The 17,912-nt window shown below is 67.9% G+C and carries 15 protein-coding genes; 10 read left to right on the top strand and 5 right to left on the bottom strand.

The genetic code is table 11. The features are described 5' to 3' along the window. Positions 1 to 74 precede the first annotated feature (74 nt). The 5 genes from AB8M85_RS09800 to AB8M85_RS09780 all read left to right on the top strand — a co-directional run bounded on the left by AB8M85_RS09800 (position 75) and on the right by AB8M85_RS09780 (position 8,865). Positions 75 to 3,950, top strand: a complete 3,876-nt coding sequence (locus tag AB8M85_RS09800; protein ID WP_372698627.1) for a nitrate reductase subunit alpha — start codon at positions 75 to 77, stop codon at positions 3,948 to 3,950. Next, positions 3,950 to 5,659, top strand: a complete 1,710-nt coding sequence (gene narH, locus AB8M85_RS09795) for a nitrate reductase subunit beta (protein ID WP_372698626.1) — start codon at positions 3,950 to 3,952, stop codon at positions 5,657 to 5,659. The genes AB8M85_RS09800 and narH overlap by 1 nt, the downstream gene beginning before the upstream one ends. Next, entirely contained in the window at positions 5,656 to 6,411 is a 756-nt protein-coding gene (narJ, locus tag AB8M85_RS09790) for a nitrate reductase molybdenum cofactor assembly chaperone (RefSeq protein ID WP_372698625.1), read from the top strand. The genes narH and narJ overlap by 4 nt, the downstream gene beginning before the upstream one ends. Position 6,412: 1 nt before the next feature. After that, positions 6,413 to 7,183, top strand: a complete 771-nt coding sequence (gene narI, locus AB8M85_RS09785) for a respiratory nitrate reductase subunit gamma (RefSeq protein ID WP_372698624.1) — start codon at positions 6,413 to 6,415, stop codon at positions 7,181 to 7,183. Positions 7,184 to 7,326: 143 nt separating this feature from the next. Then, positions 7,327 to 8,865: a long-chain fatty acid--CoA ligase gene (locus AB8M85_RS09780; protein ID WP_372698623.1), complete on the top strand. Its 1,539-nt coding sequence runs from the start codon at positions 7,327 to 7,329 to the stop codon at positions 8,863 to 8,865. Between the two features lie 16 nt (positions 8,866 to 8,881). Here AB8M85_RS09780 and AB8M85_RS09775 read toward each other — a convergent pair whose 3' ends face one another. The 3 genes from AB8M85_RS09775 to AB8M85_RS09765 are packed head-to-tail and all read right to left on the bottom strand — an operon-like array spanning position 8,882 to position 11,677. After that, entirely contained in the window at positions 8,882 to 9,667 is a 786-nt protein-coding gene (locus AB8M85_RS09775) for a carbon-nitrogen hydrolase family protein (RefSeq protein WP_372698622.1), read from the bottom strand. 7 nt (positions 9,668 to 9,674) lie between these two features. After that, entirely contained in the window at positions 9,675 to 10,793 is a 1,119-nt protein-coding gene (locus AB8M85_RS09770) for an APC family permease (protein ID WP_372698621.1), read from the bottom strand. Further along, on the bottom strand, positions 10,790 to 11,677 hold the full coding sequence (locus tag AB8M85_RS09765) for a carbon-nitrogen hydrolase family protein (RefSeq protein WP_372698620.1): 888 nt from the start codon (positions 11,675 to 11,677) through the stop codon (positions 10,790 to 10,792). Before AB8M85_RS09765 ends, AB8M85_RS09770 begins: the two co-directional genes overlap by 4 nt. Before the next feature lie 91 nt (positions 11,678 to 11,768). On the opposite strand from AB8M85_RS09765, the gene AB8M85_RS09760 reads away from it, so the two are divergent. Further along, a complete protein-coding gene (locus AB8M85_RS09760; RefSeq protein ID WP_372698619.1) occupies positions 11,769 to 12,545 on the top strand; it encodes a FadR/GntR family transcriptional regulator in 777 nt (258 codons plus the stop codon). A gap of 46 nt (positions 12,546 to 12,591) precedes the next feature. On the opposite strand, the gene AB8M85_RS09755 is transcribed toward AB8M85_RS09760, so the two are convergent. Beyond that, positions 12,592 to 13,266, bottom strand: coding sequence for a GntR family transcriptional regulator (locus tag AB8M85_RS09755; protein WP_372698618.1), 675 nt, complete (start codon positions 13,264 to 13,266; stop codon positions 12,592 to 12,594). A 170-nt stretch (positions 13,267 to 13,436) separates the two neighbouring features. Between AB8M85_RS09755 and AB8M85_RS09750 the strand changes: the two genes are divergently transcribed. From AB8M85_RS09750 to AB8M85_RS09735, 4 genes are all read left to right on the top strand, one after another. Beyond that, positions 13,437 to 14,843: a cytosine permease gene (locus AB8M85_RS09750; RefSeq protein WP_372698617.1), complete on the top strand. Its 1,407-nt coding sequence runs from the start codon at positions 13,437 to 13,439 to the stop codon at positions 14,841 to 14,843. Between the two features lie 28 nt (positions 14,844 to 14,871). After that, positions 14,872 to 15,528 (top strand): flavin reductase family protein, encoded by a 657-nt coding sequence (locus AB8M85_RS09745; protein ID WP_372698616.1) that lies wholly within the window; start codon positions 14,872 to 14,874, stop codon positions 15,526 to 15,528. Between the two features lie 88 nt (positions 15,529 to 15,616). Further along, entirely contained in the window at positions 15,617 to 16,210 is a 594-nt protein-coding gene (locus AB8M85_RS09740) for a dihydrofolate reductase family protein (protein ID WP_372698615.1), read from the top strand. After that, positions 16,207 to 17,205 carry an NAD(P)-dependent alcohol dehydrogenase gene (locus AB8M85_RS09735; RefSeq protein WP_372698614.1) on the top strand — a complete coding sequence of 333 codons (999 nt, stop codon included), beginning with the start codon at positions 16,207 to 16,209 and terminating at the stop codon, positions 17,203 to 17,205. The genes AB8M85_RS09740 and AB8M85_RS09735 overlap by 4 nt, the downstream gene beginning before the upstream one ends. Before the next feature lie 83 nt (positions 17,206 to 17,288). Here the strand turns inward: AB8M85_RS09735 and AB8M85_RS09730 are convergent, their stop codons facing one another. Beyond that, positions 17,289 to 17,834 carry a YceI family protein gene (locus AB8M85_RS09730; RefSeq protein WP_372698613.1) on the bottom strand — a complete coding sequence of 182 codons (546 nt, stop codon included), beginning with the start codon at positions 17,832 to 17,834 and terminating at the stop codon, positions 17,289 to 17,291. Between the last annotated feature and the right edge of the window lie 78 nt (positions 17,835 to 17,912).

Below are 17,912 nucleotides of genomic sequence, written 5' to 3'. Positions count from 1 at the left end.
GGGTTAAGCGCACGCTTTCGGTGCGTAAGTGAAAAGCCCTAGTAAACCCCGGGATTGTTTCCTACGCTGTGGCCATGATGAGGGATACGCGCACTGCGGGCCCCGACGGTCCGGCTTCCGATGCACTGCTCAAACTCGGCCGCTTCTTCACCCGGTGGGACGAGACCGATGACGGCCGGGCGGTCTTCCGCGAGGGGGGCCGCAAAGGCGACTCCTTCTACCGCGACCGCTGGAGCCACGACAAGGTGGTCCGCTCCACCCACGGGGTCAACTGCACCGGATCGTGCTCGTGGAAGATCTACGTCAAGGACGGGATCATCACGTGGGAGTCGCAGCAGACCGACTACCCCTCAGTCGGCCCGGACCGCCCCGAGTACGAGCCTCGCGGCTGTCCCCGTGGCGCCGCGTTCTCCTGGTACACCTACTCGCCGACCCGCGTGCGCTACCCCTACGTGCGCGGCGTGCTGCTCGAGCTCTACCGCGAAGCCAAGGAGCGCCTGGGTGACCCGGTGCTCGCCTTCGCCGAGGTCGCCGCCGACCCCGTGAAGCGCAAAACCTACCAGCAGGCCCGCGGCAAGGGCGGGCTGGTGCGCACCAGCTGGGCCGAGGCGATCGAGATCGCCGCCGCAGCCCACGTGAACACCATCAAGACGTACGGGCCCGACCGCGTCGCCGGGTTCTCCCCGATCCCGGCGATGTCGATGGTCAGCCATGCGGTGGGCAACCGGTTCATCCAGCTCATCGGCGGGGTCATGACCAGCTTCTACGACTGGTACGCCGACCTGCCCGTGGCCAGCCCGCAGGTCTTCGGGGACCAGACCGATGTCCCCGAATCCGGCGACTGGTGGGACTCGACCTACCTGATGATGTGGGGCTCGAACGTGCCGGTCACCCGGACCCCGGACGCCCACTGGATGACCGAGGTGCGGTACAAGGGCACCAAGATCGTCTCCGTCAGCCCCGACTACGCCGACAACACCAAGTTCGCCGACGAATGGCTGCCCGCCCAGGCCGGCACCGATGCCGCCCTGGCCATGGGCATGGGCCATGTGCTGCTCAAGGAGTTCTTCGTCGACCGCCAGGTCCCGTTCTTCACCGACTACGTCCGCCAATACACCGACCTGCCGTTCCTGGTCGCCCTGACCGAGCACGCTGACGGGCAGGGCCTGGTGCCCGGCAAGTTCCTCACCGCGGCCGATCTGGACGCCTCCGATAGCACCGCCGACAGCGCCTCCGCCGGAACCGATGGCACGGCGGACGCCTCCGGCCCGCAATGGCAGGGCGCCGCCGGGAACTCGCCATTCGCCGGCAAGCACGCCGCCCCCGCGCCCGGTGCGTCCGAACCCGGGGCACCCGGAGCGGGCGGCGAACGCGCCGATGCAGCGTTCAAGACCGTCGTCTGGGACGCGGCGACCGGCGCTCCCGCAGTGCCCAACGGTTCGCTGGGGTTCCGCTACAACGCCGAGGACGAGGGCAAGTGGAACCTCGACCTCGGGGACATCGACCCGGCCCTGAGCCTGCACGGCACCGAGGGCAGCACGACGGCGGGAATTCGGCTGGCGCTGTTCGACGACCCCGAGGGCGCGGGGACCGTGATCCACCGCGGGGTGCCGGTCCGCCGGGTCGCCGGACGGCTGGTCACCACGGTGTTCGACCTGATGCTCGCCCAGTACGGGGTCGGCCGGGAGGGCCTGCCCGGGGACTGGGCCGCCGGGTACGACGATGCGTCGGTCGCCTACACCCCGGCCTGGCAGGAGGCGATCACCTCGGTGCCCGCCGAGGCCTGCGCCCGCATCGGACGCGAGTTCGCCGCCAACGCGGAGGAATCCGGCGGCCGCTCGATGATCATCATGGGCGCCGGCATCTGCCAGTGGTTCCACGGCGACGCCACCTACCGGGCGATCCTGTCTCTGCTGCTGCTCACCGGCTCCATGGGCCGCAACGGCGGCGGGTGGGCGCACTACGTCGGCCAGGAGAAGTGCCGGCCGATCACCGGGTGGATCTCGCTGGCCAACGCGCTGGACTGGTCGCGCCCGCCGCGCACGATGATCGGCACCGGCTACTGGTACATGCACACCGACCAGTGGCGCCAGGACGGGTATTCGGCCGATGCGCTGAAGTCCCCGCTCTCGGAGGGCTCGCTCGATGGCCTGCATACCGCCGACGCGCTGGCCAAGTCCGCCGCGTTGGGCTGGATGCCCTTCTACCCGCAGTTCGAAGCCAACCCGATGGACGTCGCGGACGCAGCCGAGGCGGCAGTGGCGGCGGGACGGGCGGAGGATCCGGCGTCGTACGTGGCCACCGAGCTGAAGGAAGGCCGGCTGAAACAGGCGATCGAGGATGTCGACGCCCCGGCCAACTGGCCGCGGACCCTGGTGCTGTGGCGCTCGAACCTCTTCGGCTCCTCGGCCAAGGGCAACGAGTACTTCCTGCGCAACCTGCTGGGCACCCACCACAACGTGATGGGCTCCGACAACGAGTCCGAGGCCCAGCGCCCGCAGGACGTGACATGGCACGAGGAGGCCCCCGAGGGGAAACTGGACCTGCTGGTCTCCGCCGACTTCCGGATGACCAGCACCACGCTGCTCTCCGACGTCGTCTTCCCTGCGGCGACCTGGTACGAGAAGCACGACCTCTCCTCGACCGACATGCACCCGTTCGTGCACGCCTTCACCCCGGCGATCGACCCGCCCTGGCAGGCCAAGACCGACTTCGAGCTGTTCACGCTGCTGGCCCGCGAACTGTCCAAGCAGGCAGCCAAGCACCTGGGGACGCGCAAGGACCTCGTCGCGCACCCCATGCAGCACGACACCCCCGGCCAGCTCGCGGCTCCCGGCGGGCACGCCAGCGACTGGCGCGGCACCGACATCGACGCGGTCCCGGGGTCCAACATGCCGCACTTCACGGTTGTCGAACGCGACTACACGGCGATCGCCGACCAGCTGCTCAGCGTCGGGCCGCTCGCCGACTCGAAGGGCTTCACCGTCAAGAACGTGACGTACCAGGTCCGCGGCGAGGTCGAACGGCTGGGCCGGCTGCACGGGGTGATGTCCCACGGCTCGGCCGCCGGGCGTCCGGCCATCGACACCGACGCGCGCCTGGCCGAGGCGATCCTGTCCTTCTCCGGCACCACCAACGGCGCATTGGCCGTGCAGGGGTTCCACGACCTGGAGAAGCGGGTGGGCAAGAAGCTCGCCGACCTGGCCGAGGGCTCCGAGGAGAAGCGGATCACGTTCGCGATGACCCAGGCCGGCCCGCAGCCGGTGATCACCTCCCCGGAGTGGTCCGGTTCGGAGACGGGCGGGCGGCGGTACGCCCCGTTCACGGTGAACATCGAGCGGCTCAAGCCCTTCCACACGCTCACCGGGCGCATGCACTTCTACCTGGACCACGACTGGATGCGCGACGTCGGCGAGCAGCTGCCCAACTACCGGCCGCCGCTGGACATGCACCGGCTCTTCGGCGAACCGAAGCTGGGCTCCACGGGGGAGCTGGAGATCACGGTGCGCTACCTGACCCCGCACTCCAAGTGGTCGATCCACTCCGAATACCAGGACAACCTGCTGATGCTCTCGCTCTCGCGCGGCGGGCCGACGGTCTGGATGTCCCCAGCCGACGCCGCGGCGATCTCGGTGGCGGACAACGACTGGGTCGAGTGCGTGAACGCCAACGGCGTGCTGGTGGCCCGGGCGATCGTCAGCCACCGGATGCCCGACGGCGTTGCGTACGTCTACCACGCGCAGGAACGCACCATCGATGTCCCGAAATCGGAGGCCACCGGCCGGCGCGGCGGCATCCACAACTCGGTCACCCGCCTGCTGGTCAAACCCACACATCTGATCGGCGGGTACGCCCAGCTGTCCTACGCATTCAACTACTTCGGTCCCACGGGAAACCAGCGGGACATGGTGTCCACGATCCGCCGTCGTTCCCAGGAGGTGACGTACTGATGCGAGTCATGGCCCAGATGGGCATGGTGATGAACCTGGACAAGTGCATCGGCTGCCATACGTGTTCGGTGACCTGCAAGCAGGCCTGGACCAACCGCGCCGGCATGGAATATGTCTGGTTCAACAACGTCGAGACCCGCCCCGGGCAGGGGTATCCGCGCCGCTACGAGGACCAGGAGCGGTGGAAGGGCGGCTGGACGCTGAACAAGGCCGGCCGGATCAAGCTCAAGGCTGGCGGCAAGGCGGCCAAGCTGCTGGGCCTGTTCGCCAGCCCGGTGCAGCCGGAGCTGAAGGACTACTACGAACCGTGGACCTACGACTACAAGATGCTCGTCGAGGCGCCGCTGGGCGATGACTTCCCGGTCGCCCGGCCCAAGTCGCTGATCACCGGCGAGGACACCAAGATCACCTGGAGCGCCAACTGGGACGACAACCTGGGCGGAACCACCGAGCTGGGGCACCTGGACCCGATCGTGGAGAAGGTCCGGCGCGAGTCCAACGAGAAGATCAAGTTCGACTACGAGCAGACCTTCATGTTCTACCTGCCGCGCATCTGCGAGCACTGCCTGAACCCCTCCTGCATGGCCTCCTGCCCGTCCGGGGCGATCTACAAGCGGGTCGAGGACGGGATCGTCCTGGTCGACCAGGACCGCTGCCGCGGCTGGCGCCAATGCGTGACCGGCTGCCCCTACAAGAAGATCTACTTCAACCACAAGACCGGCAAGGCCGAGAAGTGCACGTTCTGCTACCCGCGCATCGAGGTCGGCCAGCCCACCGTGTGCTCGGAGACCTGCGTGGGGCGGCTGCGGTACCTGGGGTTGTTCCTGTACGACGCCGATGCCGTCACCGAGGCTGCCTCCACCGAGGACGTGCAGGACCTCTACGAGGCGCAGATGGACGTCATCCTGGACCCGCACGACCCGCAGGTCCAGGCCGAGGCCCGCAAGCAGGGCATCGCAGAGGACTGGCTGGAGGCCGCCCGCCGCTCGCCGGTCTACAAGCTGGCCAAGGAGTACCGGGTCGCGTTGCCGCTGCACCCCGAATACCGCACCATGCCGATGGTCTGGTACGTCCCGCCGCTGTCCCCGGTCACCGACCTGCTCCAGGAGCAGGGCCATGACGCCGAGGACGCCGGCAACCTCTTCGGGGCGATCGACTCGCTGCGCATCCCGGTGGAATACCTGGCCGAGCTGTTCACCGCCGGGGACACCTCCAAGATCGACGAGGTGCTCAAGAAGCTGGCGGCCATGCGCTCGTACATGCGCGGCATCTCGATGGGCAACGACCCCGACGACTCGATCCCCGAACGGGTCGGCATGTCGGGGGAGGAGCTCTACGAGATGTACCGGCTGATGGCGATCGCGAAGTACGAGGAGCGCTACGTCATCCCCACCGCCCACGTCGAGCAGGCCCACGACCTGGAGGAGATGGGCTGCTCGCTGGACTTCGAGGACGGACCCGGGATGTACGAGGACTCCCCGTTCGGGGAAGCCAGCGGCACCCCGACGCCGGTGGCCATCGAGAACTTCTACGCCCTGCAGGCCCGGCAGACCTCCGAGGAGCCGCCCGGGGCGCAGAGCCTGCGCGGGCGGGTGAACCTGCTGAACTGGGACGGCACCGGCCGGCCGTCGGGCCTCTTCCCGGACCCGCACCACCCGGCGAAGACGACGCCGGCGCAGGAGGAAGACAAGGAGGAGATCGCCGAATGAGCGCCCCCACCTCGTCCGCCAGCGTGCGTTCCGCCGGCGCCCCGTCCGCCGGCTCCCCGTCCTCCGGGCCGGCCGCCCCGGGCAGCACCGTGCTGTACCAGGTGGTCTCCCACTTGCTGTCCTACCCCGACACCGCGCTGATCGAACGCCTGCCGCTGCTGCGCGCCGCACTGGACGAATGCCCCACCGCCACCCCACCCACGCGCGGGTGGGGCAGACGCCGTCGTGCCCCGTCCCTAGACCCGGAGGCGCTCGCCGGCGTGGCCACCCTGGTCGACCATCTCGAGGCCACCGGGCTGCGCGAGCTGGAGCGGTCCTACGTGGAGACGTTCGACCTGAGCCGCAAGCATGCGCTGTACCTGTCCTACTGGACCGACGGGGACACCCGGCGGCGGGGGGAGGTGCTCGGCCGGTTCAAGCAGGCCTACCGCGACACGGGGCTGATGGTCACCCCGGGTGGCGAATTGCCCGACTACCTGCCGCTGGTGCTCGAGTACGCAGCCGTCGCGGACCCGGTGGCCGGCCGCGAACTGCTCGTCGAGTTCCGGCCCAGCCTGGAGATGCTGCGCTTGGCCCTCGAGGAGGCCGCATCCCCCTACGCCGCTGCGGTCACCGCAGTGTGCTCCACCCTGCCCGGTGCCTCGCCGGCAGACCGGCAGGCCGTCATGGCGATGGCCGGGGTCGGGCCGCCGGCCGAGGCCGTGGGACTGGAACCGTACGATGCCCGGCTTCTTCCGGTGAGAGGGAAATGACATGCCAGCCAACGTGGACGTGCTCGACATCGTGCTGTGGGGCGTGCTGCCTTACGTGATGGCCGCCGTGCTGGTCGGCGGTCTGATCTGGAGGTACCGCTACGACCAGTTCGGGTGGACCACGCGCTCCAGCCAGCTCTACGAATCGCGGCTGCTGCGCATCGCCTCGCCGCTGTTCCACTTCGGGATCCTCGCGGTGCTCGCCGGGCACCTGTTCGGCCTGGTCATCCCGATGTCCTGGACCGAGGCGGTGGGCATGAGCCAGGAGTTCTACCACTTCAACGCGCTGTTCGTCGGCGGGGTCGCCGGCGTCGGGACGTTGGGCGGGATCATCCTGCTGATCATCCGGCGGCGGACCACCGGGCCGGTGTTCATGGCCACGACGAAGAACGACAAGATGATGTACATCGTGCTCGTCGCAGCGATCATCTTCGGGCTGTGGACGACGCTGGCCAGCGTGTTCCTGGGCGGACACGGGCACAACTACCGCGAGACGGTTTCGCCCTGGTTCCGCTCGCTGTACATCCTGCAGCCGGACATCTCCTCGATGGCCGCCGCGCCGTTTTCCTTCCACCTGCACACCCTGGTGGGGATGGTGCTGTTCGTGATCTGGCCGTTCACCCGGTTGGTCCACGCTTTCACCGCGCCGCTGCACTACATCTTCCGCCCCTACATCGTCTACCGCTCCCGGGACCGCCAGCACGGCAGCACCCCGGTGCGCCGCGGCTGGTCCACGGTGGGGTTGGCGGACCGCGAGCGCGACCGGCGGTAGGGACGCGTGGCGCTCCCGGGCGCCCCGCGGGGCAACACCCTTCGGACGAGCCGGATGGAATCGGGTTCCTTGACGTGGGACGCAGTTCCACTTCACACTGGTGTGACACAGCCCACGTTCCAGCCCCGATCCGAGGAGCGGCGATGTTCGCCACCATGTCAGTCGCCGCCATCCTGGCGGAGTCCGCCCACCGTTTCGCCGACCGCCCCGCGGTCACCCTCGGCGGGGAATCCGTCAGCTATGCGCAGCTGTGGGACCAGGCCCGCGCGTATGCAGGTGCCTTGCGCGAGGCCGGGGTGGGGCCCGGATCGCGGGTGGCGGTGCTCATCCCCAACGTCACCGACTTCGCCCGCACTTACTACGCCGTGCTTGCGCTCGGCGGGACGGTCGTGCCGATCCACGCGCTGCTCAAGCGGCACGAGATCGAATACATCCTGCGCGATGCCGAGGCGGGCCTGCTGGTCTGCGCTGCTCCGTTGCTGGAGCAGGGCGCCGCAGCGGCCGAGGCCGCCGGCGCCAGCGTCATGACCGTGCTCGCCACCGAGGCCGGGGGAGCTGACCGTCTCGAGGACCTGGCCGGGCAGGCAGAACCGATCGATACCTACCGGCCCATGCAACCCGGCGACATCGCGACGATCCTCTACACCTCCGGTACCACGGGCAAGCCCAAGGGGGCACTGGGCAGCCACGTCGCCCTGCTCGAACAGGTCAACGTCCTGCTCACCAGCACCTTCGACTTCCGCGAGGGCGACCGCGTCTTCGGCGGGCTGCCGCTGTTCCACACCTTCGGCCAGACCGTCGTGCTGAACACCGGGTTGCGGGCCGGCGCCGAGATCATGCTGCTGCCCAAGTTCACCCCCGCCGCGGCCCTGGACATGGTGCTCGACGACGGCATCGACATCTTCTGCGGGGTGCCCACCATGTATCTCGGGCTACTCCAGGCCTTCCGCGACCGGCCCGAAAAGCCCACCGCACTGCGGTACGCCGTCTCCGGCGGAGCCTCGCTACCACTCGCCGCCCTGGAAGCCTTCGAGGAGCACTTTGGGGCCACGGTCTACGAGGGGTACGGGCTCACGGAGACCTCCCCGGTCGCCACCTTCAATCATGTCGGGCGCGAGCCGGTGCCGGGCTCGGTCGGCACGCCGATCTGGGGCGTGAATGTGGAGATCGCCCGCCCCGAGGTCCCCGATGCCATCGAGCTGCTGCCGCGCGGTGAACTTGGCGAGCTCGTGGTTCGCGGCCACAACCTCTTCTCCGGCTACCTCAACCGGCCCGAGGCGACCGCCGAGGCCGTCGTCGACGGCTGGTTCCGCACGGGGGACCTGGGCACCAAGGACGACGACGGCTACCTGCGCATCATGGACCGCAAGAAGGACATGATCCTGCGCAACGGCTACAACGTCTACCCGCGGGAGGTCGAGGAGTACCTGATGGGTCATCCCGGCATCGCCAACGTCGCCGTCTTCGGCGTCGAGGACGAGGCCCACGGCCAGGAGATTGTCGCGGCCGTTTCGCTGGAACCCGACAGCGACCTGACTGAGGAGGCCATCCGGGACTACGCCGCCGGCGGGCTGGCGGCCTACAAATACCCGCGGATCGTGCGGCTGGTCAGCGAATTCCCGGTCGGCCCCAGCGGAAAAATCCTCAAGCGCGAGCTGGTCGCCCAATATCAGGGCAGCTGAGCCCTGAATCCGTCGGTCAGGCCGGGAAGCGCCGCTGGCGAGCCACCGGAAAGCGCTCCCTCGCCGCACCGGCATGGGACGGGTCGATGTCCACGACCAGGAGATCTGCTGCGGGGCCGAGCTCGCCCAGCACATCTCCCAGCGGGCCGATCGCCGCGCTGTACCCCACCGAGATCGGTGCCGCCTGACAGGCTGCGACGACGAAGCACCCGTTCTCGATCGCCCGGGCCGCCGCGAGGACCTGCCACTGCCGGGTCTTGCCCGCCCCCGGTACCCAGGAGGCGCACACCAGCAGCACGTCAGCACCGGCGTCGACGAGGGAGCGGGACTGCTCGGGGAAGCGCAGGTCGTAGCAGGCCTGCAGCCCGAAGCGCACGCCGTCGAGTTCGAACGTCACCGGGATGGCGTCCGGTGCCGGCTGGATGTAGTCCGATTCGGCATACCCCTGGGCGTCGAAGAGATGGACCTTCCGGTAGGCGGCCAGCCGTCGTCCGCTGGGATCGACGGCCACCAGCGTATTGAACGCCTGGCCCGGCGCGTCGCCGGCCTCCACCATGCCGGCGACCAAGGCGATGGAGTGTTTCGCGGCGATGTGTGCCAATGTCGAGCAGATCGGACCGTCGAGGGGTTCGGCGACGTCCAGGAAGGTGGCGTCCACCGCCTTCTTCTCGTATGTCGCATACTCCGGCAGGACCAGCAGGCGCGCGCCGTCGCCCGAGGCGCGCGCGGCGAGGGCATCGATCGAGCGCAGGTTGGCGTCGACGTCGTGCCCGGAAGCCATTTGGCCCACGGCGATGCGCATGCGCTGCCTAGTGGAAGACCACGGAGACGTTGACCAGGGTGAAGGCGGTGAAGGCGCCGAAGTTGATGAACGACGTCGAGGTGGCCACGTCCATGAAGATGGCGATCAGGCCCACCGCCCCGGCAATGAGCAGGTTCAGCACGGGGGTATGGAAGCGGGCGTTGAGCCGGCCGAACACGGCCTTCGGCAGGACCGAGTCGCGGCCCATGGCATAGAGCAGGCGCGAGGCGCTGGCCTGGGCGGCGAGCCCCGAGGCGAACTGCGCGACCACCAGGCCGGCGAGGAAGATGGCGCCGAAGACGGTGCCGCCGATTTGCAGGGCGATCGAGCTCGCCGCCGAGGCGGAATCCTCGAAGACCCCGCCGGGGTGGACTAGCTGGGTCGTGTAGGAGACCAGCACGAAGATGCCGCCGCCGATCAGCGCGATGAGCATGATCGCCCGCGGCATGTTCTTGCGCGGCTCGATCGTCTCCTCCGTCAGGGTGGTGACCGCGTCGAACCCCAGGAACGAGTAGGCGGCGATCGCGGCGCCGGCGGTGATGGTGCCGAAGCTGGAGGCCGGGTTGGCGATCGGGCCGGCGCTGAACAGCCCGCTGGCCCCGTCGGCGGAGAAGACGTGGCCGATGGACAGGGCGACGAAGAAGACGATGACCAGCAGTTGGAACGCCATGAGCACGTAGTTGGCCTTGTCGGCGACCTTGATGCCCAGGATGTTCAGCACCGTGGTGATGGCGATGAAGCCGATGATCCACACGGCCATCGGGATGCCGGGGAACTGGGCGCTGAGGTAGGAGCCGCCGATCAGCCAGATGACCATCGGCAGGAAGAGGTAGTCCAGCAGGATCGCCCACCCGACGAGGAAACCGGCCCGGGGGTCGATGGACCGGCGCACGTAGGTGTAGGCGGAACCGGCGACGGGGTAGGTGATGGCCATGCGGCCGTAGCTGTGGGCGGTGAACAGCATGGCGATCATCGCCACCAGGTAGGCCGACGACGAGGCCCCGCCGGTCTCCTCGGCGATGACGCCGAAGATCCCAAGCACGATCAGCGGCGTCAGGTAGGCCAGTCCGAACAGCACCAGCGAAGGGAGCTTGAGGGTCCGGGTCAGCGTGGGTTGGGTGGTCATGGGGTGCTCCTGGGGGATCGGTGCTGCGGGGTCCAGGTGGCGGGGTCGATGCGCCCGTCGTAGACCGGGAGGTGGATGGGGGCTTCGCCGGGCCGGAATTGGGACCACATGCGGTTCACCCCTGCGGTGCCGTGTTCGCGGACGCGGGCGACGGCGGAGAGGTCGAGTTCGGCGGTGAGCAGCTCGGGTTCGGCGCCGGCGGCCTCGGCGATGACCTCGCCCTCGGGGCCGACGATGATGCTGCGGCCCCGGCCGACGGGGCCGGCGCAGTTCACCGAGACCATGAACACCTGGTTCACGATGGCGTTCGCCCGCGCCAGGACCAGCTCCTGCTCGCGGTCCGGGGTCGTGGTCTTGACGACGTTGAGGATGACCTCGGCGCCCATCCAGGCCAGCTGGCGCGTGGTTTCGGGGTACCAGGCGTCGTAGCAGATGTTCAGCCCCACCCGGGTCTGCTCGAGGTCAGCGGTGGCGAACGCCGAGCCGGGGTCGTAGGGCTCATGGGGGCGCCACGGGAAGATCTTGCGGTAGCTTCCGGCGATCCCGCCGGTGGGGGAGAGGACCAGCTCGGTGTTGAACAGTTCCCCGGCGGGGCCGCGCTCGCAGATGCTGCCCGGCACCAGCCAGATGCCCAGGTCGCGGGCGATGGCCCGCAGGCCCGCCACGAACGCCCCGTCGAGCGGTTCGGCGGCGGCCTGCAGGGCCTCGGTGCGCTGGCGGTCGGGCGAATCGTCCCCGAACAGGTGCAGTTCGGGGAACACCACCAACCGGGCGTCGGGACGCGCTTCCAGGGCATCGGCCACCTCGGCCGCGAAGGCGGCCAGCGGTTCGCCGATCTGGCGTGGAGCCGCCTGGGCGGCGACGAGCGGGAGGGTCGAGGTCATGCGGGGCTCCGAACGTTGTTGTGACTCAGCACATAATAGATCACAATGAACGAATAGAAAACAAGTGCGACGACGGACCTAGAGTAGGGGGATGAGCGTGCCTGACGAGGACCCCGCCGGCGGGGAGGATACCGCCGTGCGCATCGTGGGGGATTCCCCGATCGGCGCTGCGGCGCTGGCCGGCATCGACCGGATGAGTGCGATCGACGCAGTGCGCACGCGGATCGCGATGGCCATTTCGCTGCGGCTGTTGCAGCCCGGGGAGCGCCTGCCGGACCAGCACGAGGTCGCCCTCGGCCTCTCGGTCAGCGCCATCACCGCCCGCAGGGCGTTGACCAGCCTGGCCGACGAGGGCATCGTCATCCGTCGTCGGGGGCGCAACGGCGGGACCTTCGTCGCCGACGAGCCGCCGGCGGAGGCGTTGCGGGAACTCGCTGTCGGTCCCACCGATTTCGCGGCCGTGCACCAGCTCGTCGACCGGAGGATGCTCTTCGAATGCTCGGTCACGCATTTCGCGGCCTTGACCGCCACGGAGGCGCAGCTGGACGAGCTCGAGCGGCTGACCGCCTCGATGGCCGCCGCCACGACGTGGGCGGCCTACCACCAGGCCGACGAGCACTTCCATCGACTGGTGGGCTCGGCCTCCGGGCTGGAAAGCGCAACCGAGCAGTACCACCGCACCCTGGCGGATCTCTATGCGTACTTCATCCCGTATCCGATCCGGGAGCTGCACGCGGCAAACGCCGACCACGTCGAACTGGTGGCCGCGCTACGCGACCGGGATGTCGTGCGGTCCGTGGCGATTTCGCGGCGCCATGTGGATGTCCTGCACCGCACTATGTTCATGGGGTTGATCGGTTCCACTTAGGCCGGCGGCGGGCAAGGGCCCGGCCGATTGCCGGGACTCGGCCTTGTTATGGGCGCGCTGTCGTGCCGTCGGCGGTGCCGCGGGGTTGCCGGAGGCTGTCGTAGGCGAAGTCGACCAAATAGTCGTTCAGTGCGGTGGATGCGGCGCCCGCCGCCGTCTCGTCAGAGGCCAGGATGGCGTTCAGGATGCGACAGTGCAGACGTGCACCTTCGTGGATGTGGTGTTCCTGGTGGCGCATATGGGCGATCCAGAACCGCCGCGACAGCGCCTGGGCCGGTGCCAGCGCCTCGGAAAGGTATTCGTTGTCGGCGGCGGCGGTGATCAGATGGTGGGTGGTCCTCACGGTATCGAGATAGGTCACCAGGGTGAACGTCTCCTCCTTCAGGCGCCGCACCATCGTCGACATCTCGTCGCGGTCCGCGCTCCGGGCCCGCTGGCAAGCCAGCGTGACGGCCAGGACCTCCAGTGCGCGACGCATTTCGAGGAGCCGCAGTTGCGACTCCATCGATGCCGCGGGGATGAGGACGCCCTTGTTGGGGTGGATCTGCACCATCCGCTCGCGGGCCAGGCGCTGCAGTGCCTCGCGGATCGGCGTGCGGCCGAACCCCGTCATCTCGGTCAGGCGGGATTCGGAGACCAGTGAACCGGCGGCGATCTCCTGGAAGACGATCATCCGTTCCAACTCCGCGTAGGCGCCCTCGGCCTTGCCCTTGACTGCCATCTCCCGCCTTCCCCTCGATGTGCCCGCCCGTGGCGGCGGGTGCTCCCCACAGCCCAACGTATGCGACAAACCATTGACTTCTTGTGATCTTACCCATATGTTACCGATATATCGGTTGCACATCGCAGGGGGCGAGAGGGCAATCCACCACCTTTCTATGGAGGCTCCCAGTGAATTCCTCACCACGGATCGAGAAACGCACCATCGACTTCATCCCCGATGCGGAACGGCACGGGTCCCCTCGCAGTCTGTTCTTCGTCTGGTTCGCCGCAAACACCTCGATCACCGCCGTGGTCACCGGTTCATTGTTCGTGGTGTTGGGGAACTCCGCCTTGTGGGCGATCCCGGCAGCCATCATTGGCAACATCCTCGGGGGATTCGTCACCTCGCTCCACTCTGCTCAAGGACCCATTCTCGGGGTCCCCCAAATGATCCAGAGCCGAGCCCAATTCGGCTACTACGGGGCGATCCTCCCACTTGTCCTGTCCCTGATCATCTACCTGGGCTTCTACGCCACGGGCCTGGTCCTGGGCGGACAGGCCATCGGAGACCTGCTCCATATCCCCACCCAGGGGGGAGCCGTCATCTTCGCGGCCATGTCCACGGTGTTGGCCATCATCGGGTACCGGTACATCCACAAGTTCTCCAAGGTGGCGACCGCCTTGAGTGCGGCGGTGTTCGTGGTCCTGTTCATCCGCATCCTCGCCGGCCCCGGCGCCGGAGCGCTGGCCGATGACGCCGGATTCGCGGCGGCCCCCTTCGTCTTGGGGATTTCGCTGGCCGCCTCGTGGCAACTGACCTTCGGGCCCTACATCGCCGACTACTCCCGCTATCTGCCCCGCAAGACCTCCAAGACCGCCACCATGGGGTGGACCTTCGCCGGAAGCGTCATCGGCGGTTCCCTGGCCATGACCCTGGGTGCCCTCGGGGCCGCGCTGGGTGGAAGCAGCTTCAACGAGAACCAGGTCGGGTACCTAGCCGACCTGGGAGGGAAGTTCGCCTGGCTGGTCCTGCTGGCCGTGATCTGTGGCAAGCTCACCGGAAACACGCTGAGCACCTACGGCGGCTTCATGTCGCTCGCGACGATTATCACGGCCATCACCCGGAAGGACATTGTCGGGCGCTCGGGCCGCACCGTGTACATCCTGCTCATCTCGGCGGTGGCCCTCGGCCTGGCTCTGGCGGCGACCAACAACTTCGTGGCCACCTTCACGAACTTCCTGTTGTTCTTGCTGTACTTCATGACCCCGTGGTCGGCCATCAACCTCGTGGACTTCTACTGGGTCCGCAAGGAGCGGTACAACGTCGAGGCCCTCTTCCAGCCCGACGGCGAATACGGCCGGACGAACTTCGTGGCCATCGCCGCATACACTGCCGGCGTCCTCGTCCAGATCCCCTTCATGAACAGCCCGCTCTATGTCGGCCCGATCGCCGATTGGCTCGGCGGGGCTGAAATCGCCTGGCTGATTGGGCTGGCCGTGTCCGGCGCCGGCTACTACTTCTTCGCGCCGGCACGCAAGGCGCTGCGGAAGCAGCGGGCCGCCGACACCTCCGACCTGATAAACCCCTCCCGCTAACCATCCCCGGAACAGGACTAGGAACCCCATGAAATACGACCCCCGCACCGAAAAGAGCCCGCTTCCGTTCGCTCCGTTCAAGGCGCTCACCGTCCCGCGACCCATCGGTTGGCTGTCCAGCACCAGCGCCGACGGCATCGACAACATCGCTCCCTACAGCCAATGGCAGAACCTGACGTTCGACCCGCCCATGGTGATGTTCGCCGCCAATCAATACCCCGATGGCCGCCGCAAGGACACCGTCATCAATGCCGAGGAGACCGGCTGGTTCGTATGGAACATGGCGACCTGGGACCTCCGCGACGCCGTCAACACCAGTGCCATGGCCCTGCCCCGGGGCGACAGCGAGTTCGACCGGCTCCACATCACCCGCCGGAGCGCCGAGTTGTCGGCGGCCCCGATGGTGGCCGAGAGCCCCTTCCACTACGAGTGCAAGTACCTCTCGACCCACCGGCTTCCCGGCAATTCCAAGGTCGGGAGCATCGACGTGGTCTACGCAGCCGTCGAGCGTATCCACCTCGAGGAGTGGGCACTGACGCCCGACGGGCGGATCGACATCCCTAAGGTCAAGCCCATTGCCCGCATGGGCTACTACGACTACACCGTCGTCACGGATACCTTCGAGATGCGGGTCCCGGAATCCGACGCCGACGAGATGGCCGGACTGGCCGGGCAACCCGGCTGATACCCGACGGGGACCACCGGTTATGGAAACCGCAAGTGCAGGGGTTCCGTAACCGGTAGTCTCGGGGGAACCGAGCGGAAGGCTTTTCATGCGCGAGCTGGTCTACTACATCGCCGTGTCCATCGACGGCTACATCGCGGGTCCGGGCGACGAGGTCGATTTCTATCCGAGTTCCGACGAGTACATGGCCCACATGCTCGCCGAGTACCCCGATACGATCCCGTCCCACGTCCGCTCCCAAGTGGGGTTGGCGGATGAACCGCTGAAGACCTTTGACACGGTGCTGATGGGGCGGCGCACCTATGAACCGGCACTCGCCGAAGGCATCAGCAGCCCCTACTCTCATCTGCGGCAGGTTGTCTTCTCGCGCAGCCTCGAACAGCAGGACCCCTCGGTCCGGGTGGTATCCGGTGACCCGCTCGCGGTGGCCCGCTCGTTGAAGTCCGAGGACTCGGCGTTCGACATCTACCTGGCCGGCGGCGGCGAGCTCGCGTCCGTCCTTTTGCCGGAGATCGACCGGATCATCGTCAAGCAGTACCCGGTCGTCGCCGGTGCTGGTCGGCCAGCATTCTCCGGGGCGTTTACCCCCACGGTCTTCGACCTCGAGGACGTCTCGAGGTTCGACGGCGGCAATGCGATCATGACCTACGCGCGCCGCGCGGGCGAGGAGGAGCCGGCATGAAGAACCCCAGTGCCGTCTTGCGCGGCGTCCGTGACGTGGCCATCGAGGACCGGCCCGTCCCCCTGCCCGCAGCCCATGAGGTCATCGTCGCCGTGAGGGCCACCGGCATCTGCGGCTCGGACGTCCACTACTACGAGCACGGCCGGATCGGCGACTTCGTGCTCGAGGCGCCGATGGTCATCGGCCACGAATCGGCCGGTGTCATCACGGCCGTCGGCGCCGACATCGATCCCGACCGGGTTGGCCAGGTGGTGGCATTGGAGCCCGGCGTTCCCTGCCGGCATTGCGGGCAATGTCTGGCCGGGCGCTACAACCTGTGTCCCGACGTCGTTTTCTTCGCCACTCCGCCGGTGGATGGTTCGATCGCCGGCCTCGTCGCCATCGATGCCGATTTCGCCCACCTTGCTCCGAAGGGGCTCTCGTTCGAACAGGCCGCGATGGCCGAACCGGTGTCCGTCGGCGTCTGGGCAGCGCGCAAGGCCGGTATCACCGCGGGGGACCGCGTGCTGGTGACGGGAGCCGGTCCGATCGGTCTCTTCGCCGCCCAGGTTGCGCGCGCCCAGGGAGCCCTAGCAGTCGCGGTTACCGACCTGAGTGAATACCGCCTGGGAGTGGCCCGCGAGCTGGGCTTCACTGCGGTGGCCGCCGGTGTGGAGCTGCCCGGCGGCTACACGGTCCTGCTGGAATGCTCGGGTGCGCAGCCAGCCGTCGAATCCGGGCTGCGGGCACTGGCTCCGGCGGGTCGGGCCGTATTGGTGGGCATGGGGGCCGACCAGGTCTCCATCAGCGTCCCGCTCATCCAGGGCAGGGAGCTCTCGATCACCGGCGTCTTCCGCTACGCCAACACCTATCCGACGGCCTTGGCGCTGATCGCCTCCGGCGCAGTGGACACCGCTCCATTGATCACCCACCGGTTCGAATTGGAGGACACCGAGGCGGCCCTGACACTGGCCCGCCGCGAACCCGAATCGCTCAAGGCAGTGGTGCTGAACTGACCGGCATCACCGGTCCATGAAAACGACGCCGGCCGCCACCCCTGAAAGGGGAGGCGGCCGGCGTCGTGCTGTTGCTGCTGGACCTAGTTGGCCGAGGGCAGGACGAACGCCGAGTCGACGTTGATGGTGACCTTGTCGCCGACCAGGACGCCGCCGGCTTCGAGGGCGGCGTTCCAGGTGATGCCGAACTGCTTGCGGGAGATCTGCGTGGTGGCGGAGAACCCGGCGCGGGTGGCGCCGAACGGATCGACGGCGACGCCGCCGAACTCGACCTTGAACTCGACCGGGAGGGTGGTCTCCTTGATGGTCAGGTTGCCCTTGAGGACGAAGTCTTCCTGGTCGCCTGCGGCGCCGGTGGAGACGAAGGTCATTTCGGGGAACTGCTCCACGTTGAAGAAGTCCTCGCCCTTGACGTGGCCGTCGCGGTTCTCGTCATTGGAATCGAAGGAGGCGGTCTTCACGACGGCCTCGACCTTGGAGGCCTCGAGGGACTCGCCGACCGTGAGGGTTGCGTCCGAGTCGGTGAACGCGCCGCGGACCTTGCTGATGCCTGCGTGGCGGACGCTGAATCCGACCTCGGTGTGGGCCTGGTCGAGCTTCCAGGTGCCGGGGGTGAGCGTAACTGACATGTTGGACTCCTTTGCTTTTCTCCGGCGGAACCGGGTTTTGTATGCTTATGCATATAACTATGACACTACATCATTGAA

Origin of the sequence: Arthrobacter sp. JSM 101049, assembly GCF_041679245.1 — a bacterium.
Classification (GTDB): Bacteria; Actinomycetota; Actinomycetes; order Actinomycetales; family Micrococcaceae; genus Arthrobacter_H.
The sequence above is the reverse complement of the archived record's forward strand: the minus strand, read 5'-3'. Positions and strand labels throughout refer to the sequence as shown.

Bases quoted from the DNA above. Each gene is read 5' to 3' on its own strand.
- AB8M85_RS09800 (WP_372698627.1), top strand. From the start codon at position 75: ATGATGAGGGATACGCGCACTGCGGGCCCCGACGGTCCGGCTTCCGAT.
- narH (WP_372698626.1), top strand. From the start codon at position 3,950: ATGCGAGTCATGGCCCAGATGGGCATGGTGATGAACCTGGACAAGTGC.
- narJ (WP_372698625.1), top strand. From the start codon at position 5,656: ATGAGCGCCCCCACCTCGTCCGCCAGCGTGCGTTCCGCCGGCGCCCCG.
- narI (WP_372698624.1), top strand. From the start codon at position 6,413: ATGCCAGCCAACGTGGACGTGCTCGACATCGTGCTGTGGGGCGTGCTG.
- AB8M85_RS09780 (WP_372698623.1), top strand. From the start codon at position 7,327: ATGTTCGCCACCATGTCAGTCGCCGCCATCCTGGCGGAGTCCGCCCAC.
- AB8M85_RS09775 (WP_372698622.1), bottom strand. From the start codon at position 9,667: ATGCGCATCGCCGTGGGCCAAATGGCTTCCGGGCACGACGTCGACGCC.
- AB8M85_RS09770 (WP_372698621.1), bottom strand. From the start codon at position 10,793: ATGACCACCCAACCCACGCTGACCCGGACCCTCAAGCTCCCTTCGCTG.
- AB8M85_RS09765 (WP_372698620.1), bottom strand. From the start codon at position 11,677: ATGACCTCGACCCTCCCGCTCGTCGCCGCCCAGGCGGCTCCACGCCAG.
- AB8M85_RS09760 (WP_372698619.1), top strand. From the start codon at position 11,769: ATGAGCGTGCCTGACGAGGACCCCGCCGGCGGGGAGGATACCGCCGTG.
- AB8M85_RS09755 (WP_372698618.1), bottom strand. From the start codon at position 13,266: ATGGCAGTCAAGGGCAAGGCCGAGGGCGCCTACGCGGAGTTGGAACGG.
- AB8M85_RS09745 (WP_372698616.1), top strand. From the start codon at position 14,872: ATGAAATACGACCCCCGCACCGAAAAGAGCCCGCTTCCGTTCGCTCCG.
- AB8M85_RS09740 (WP_372698615.1), top strand. From the start codon at position 15,617: ATGCGCGAGCTGGTCTACTACATCGCCGTGTCCATCGACGGCTACATC.
- AB8M85_RS09735 (WP_372698614.1), top strand. From the start codon at position 16,207: ATGAAGAACCCCAGTGCCGTCTTGCGCGGCGTCCGTGACGTGGCCATC.
- AB8M85_RS09730 (WP_372698613.1), bottom strand. From the start codon at position 17,834: ATGTCAGTTACGCTCACCCCCGGCACCTGGAAGCTCGACCAGGCCCAC.